The 3,407-nt window shown below is 62.5% G+C and carries 4 protein-coding genes; all 4 read left to right on the top strand.

Annotated features, from left to right (window positions below):
• Positions 1 to 1,134: DivIVA domain-containing protein (locus AC0AP0_RS10560; protein ID WP_490430430.1), on the top strand; the 1,134-nt coding region annotated here is incomplete at its 5' end.
• Between the two features lie 30 nt (positions 1,135 to 1,164).
• A complete protein-coding gene (locus AC0AP0_RS10555) occupies positions 1,165 to 1,677 on the top strand; it encodes a signal peptidase II (protein ID WP_110412576.1) in 513 nt (170 codons plus the stop codon).
• On the top strand, positions 1,674 to 2,603 hold the full coding sequence (locus tag AC0AP0_RS10550; protein WP_490430429.1) for an RluA family pseudouridine synthase: 930 nt from the start codon (positions 1,674 to 1,676) through the stop codon (positions 2,601 to 2,603). The genes AC0AP0_RS10555 and AC0AP0_RS10550 overlap by 4 nt, the downstream gene beginning before the upstream one ends.
• 43 nt (positions 2,604 to 2,646) lie before the next feature.
• The coding region (locus AC0AP0_RS10545) for a PHP domain-containing protein (RefSeq protein ID WP_490430428.1) at positions 2,647 to 3,407 on the top strand (761 nt) is incomplete at its 3' end.

Here is a 3,407-nt window from a genome sequence, read left to right as displayed (position 1 = left end):
GGCACCGATGTGGCCTCGTTGAACTCCAAGATCTCCGATCTGACGGCTCAGGTGGAATCGCTGCAAAAGGAGAATGGGGATCTGAAACAGGCCCAAGGCTCCGCAGCCCCGCAACCGGCCGTGGATGCGCAGACCAAGCGGCTGCTGGCCGAGTCCCAGAGTCAGGTCAAGACCCTGGCCTCCCAGAACGACCAGCTCAAGCGTCAGGTCGAGCAACTCAACTCCCAGATCGACCAGCTGACTGCTCAGGCCGCCGCGGGCAACAACACACAGGCTCTGACCAACCAGCTGACGGCCATGCAAAAGGAACGCGATCAGGCCCGCCAGCAGGTCCAGGCTCTGACCAACCAGCTCAATGCCTCCCAGCAGAGCATGGCTACAGCTCGCCAGCAGATCACCCAGGCTCAGAAGGCCTCTCAGGAGCAGCAGCAGCGCACAGAACAGTTGAACAAGCAGCTGGAGGAGTCGCGCAAGCGCGAGGAGCAGTTGCGCCAGCAGGTTTCCAAGGCTGAGCCCTCCACCGAAACGGGCAGCCTGCAGCGGATTGCAGGTGCTGGCGCCGAGGCCAGCAGCGAACCCGAAAGAGCCACCGCCATGCTCACCCTGGCTATGCAATTGCATGATCAGTACGTGGACAAGGGCAAGGCCAACGCCTCACAGTTGGTGGCCGAGGGCCACGCCCAGCATGACGACATCGTCAAGAAGGCTGAGGACTACTCCAAGAGAACCCGCGCCGAGGTGGACGAGTACTCCAAGCGAGTGCACTCCGAGGCCGATGGCTACTCGCAGCGCGTACGTTCTCAGGCCGACGAGTACTCAGTTAAGACCCGTTCCGATGCTGACGCCTATTCCAAGCGCCAGCACACCCAGGCCGACGAGTACGAGACCCAGGTGCAGACCCGGGCACAGGAGTACGACAAGAACACACGCGACAGCGCCGACCGTTATGCCGCCGATGTCAAGAACAAGCTCATGGATCAGTCCAAGGTTCTGGAGGAGAACATCCAGGGGCTCAAGCAGTTCGAGGCGGGCTACCGCAGCAAGCTGACCGAGTTCCTCAACCAGTTGATCAACCAGATCTCGGACACCAGCAATTACCAGTCCATGGAAAAGAAGTCCGAACAGGCCCACTGATTCCATCCGGTAATGACGAAGAACACATCTATGAGACGGCTGCGCGGGCGCGTGGCCGTCTTCGTCGCTCTGGCGGCAGTGGCTATAGCCCTTGATCAGCTGACTAAGGCCCTGGCTCTGGTGTGGCTGGGCAACGGCGTGAGGGTGGCTCTGCCTGGACCATTGCGTGGACTGCGTCTGGTACGCAACCCCGGAGCTTCTCTTGGATTGGGGTCGGGGAGTACCTGGATCATATCCCTGATCGCCCTGGCAGCCTGTTTGCTCATCATTGTTCTGGCTCTGCGCACCACCTCCATGGTATGGACCCTGGTTCTTTCACTGGCCTTCTCCGGGGCAGCAGGCAATTTGATCGACAGGGTGGCCTATGCCTCCGGTTTTCTTGACGGTGCCGTGGTCGACTTTCTGGACTACGGCTGGTCAGTGGGCAATGTGGCCGATGTCTATCTGACCTTGGCAGGCGTGGCCGTAGTGGTGCTCATCATCTGCAATGTGCGATTCAGCGACAGGGACAGGCCCAAAGAACATGGTGGAGCGGCCAAGTGACCCGGCTTCTTCCCGCGCCGGATGCCCTGGTGGGTCGGCGCCTGGACATGGCCCTGTCCAAGATGTTGGGCCTGTCCAGGGCCAAGGCCAGCGAACTGGTGGCCCAGGGCCATGTGCGGATCGTGGGCCGCCGGGTGAACAAGGCCACCACCCTGATGAGTGGCGATCTGATAGAGCTGGACGAGCCTGAGCAAGCCAAACAGGTGGAGCCCGTGGCCGAGGACATGCCCGTGGTCTACGAGGACGAGGACGTAGTCGTTGTCGATAAGCCAGTTGGGGTGGCGGCACATCCCTCCATAGGCTGGACTGGGCCAACCGTTCTGGGCAGCCTCCTGCAGCGGGGCACCCACATCACCTCCATGGGGGCCCAGGGCCGCCAGGGCATCGTCTCCCGCCTGGACGCTGGCACCAGTGGCCTCATGCTGGTCTGCAAGTCCGACCTGGCCTATAAGGAGATGCGTCGGCAGTTCGCCCGACATGAGGTGGTCAAGATCTACCACGCCCTGGTCCAGGGCAATCTTTCCGAGGACAAGGCCACCATCGAGGCCCCCATCGGCCGGGCCCGGGTCTCGGATTTCCGCTTCACGGTCACCCCTGCAGGCAAGGAGGCCATCACTCACTGGGATGTGCTGGAGCGCTTCGGCTCGGCCACCCTGGTCAGCGTCAATCTGGAGACTGGGCGCACACATCAGATACGCGTGCACTTCTCCTCCATAGGCCATCCCCTGGTAGGCGACCACATGTATGGGGCTAACCCCGACCTGGCGGACAGGCTGGGCCTGAAGCGGCAGTGGCTGCATGCCATGCGCCTGGAATTCCGCCATCCCCGCACCAAGATTTGGACCAAGGTGGTCTCCTCCTACCCGGTTGATCTGCGCCGCTCTCTGCAGATTGAGCGCCAGAGCGCCAGTGGTATACGCAGCTAGCGGACGCCGGCGATTCGGCCAGGGTCCTGGGTAAGTTGGAGATATGTCCTCAACCCGGTCAGACTTCGTTCATCTTCACACCCACACCCACTATTCCACCCTGGACGGGGCCAGCAGGATCCCCGACCTGGTTGCCGAGGTGGGACGGCTGGGGCAGCCGGCCGTAGCCATTACCGACCACGGCAACATGCACGGGGCCTATGAGCTTTGGCGCACGGCTGTAGATGCTGACATCAAGCCCATCATCGGCATTGAAGCCTACGTGACCCCTGAGACTGCCCGCCAGGACAAGAGCCGGGTGCACTGGGGAACCGACGAGCAGCGCTCTGACGATGTTTCCGGCGGCGGCTTCATCACCCACATGACCCTCTGGGCCAGTGACGACACGGGCCTGGTCAATCTGATCAAAGCCTCATCTGTGGCCAACCTGGAGGGTCTGGTCGGCAAGTGGCCCCGCATGGACAAGGACCTGCTATCCACCTATCACAAGGGGGTCATCGCCACCACCGGCTGCCCCTCGGGCATCGTCCAGACCAGGCTGAGGCTGGGCCAGTTCGACGAGGCCCTGCGGGCCGCCGGGGAGTTCCAGGACATCTTCGGCAAGGAGAACTACTACGTCGAGCTGATGGACCATGGGCTGGAGATCGAGCACCGGGTGACCAAGGATCTGCTGGAGATCGCCCGTCGTCTGGATGCCCCCCTGGTGGCCACCAACGACTCGCACTACGTGCGCAAGGAGGATGCCTCGGCCCAGGACGCCCTGCTCTGCATCAACTCGGGATCCCGGCTGACCGACCCCGGCCG

It is taken from the genome of Bifidobacterium sp. POST2/T3 (B1) (assembly GCF_058197115.1).
Note: the sequence above shows the minus strand (reverse complement) of the source record. Positions and strands in the feature narration are given on the sequence as shown.

Bases quoted from the DNA above. Each gene is read 5' to 3' on its own strand.
- AC0AP0_RS10555 (WP_110412576.1), top strand. From the start codon at position 1,165: ATGAGACGGCTGCGCGGGCGCGTGGCCGTCTTCGTCGCTCTGGCGGCA.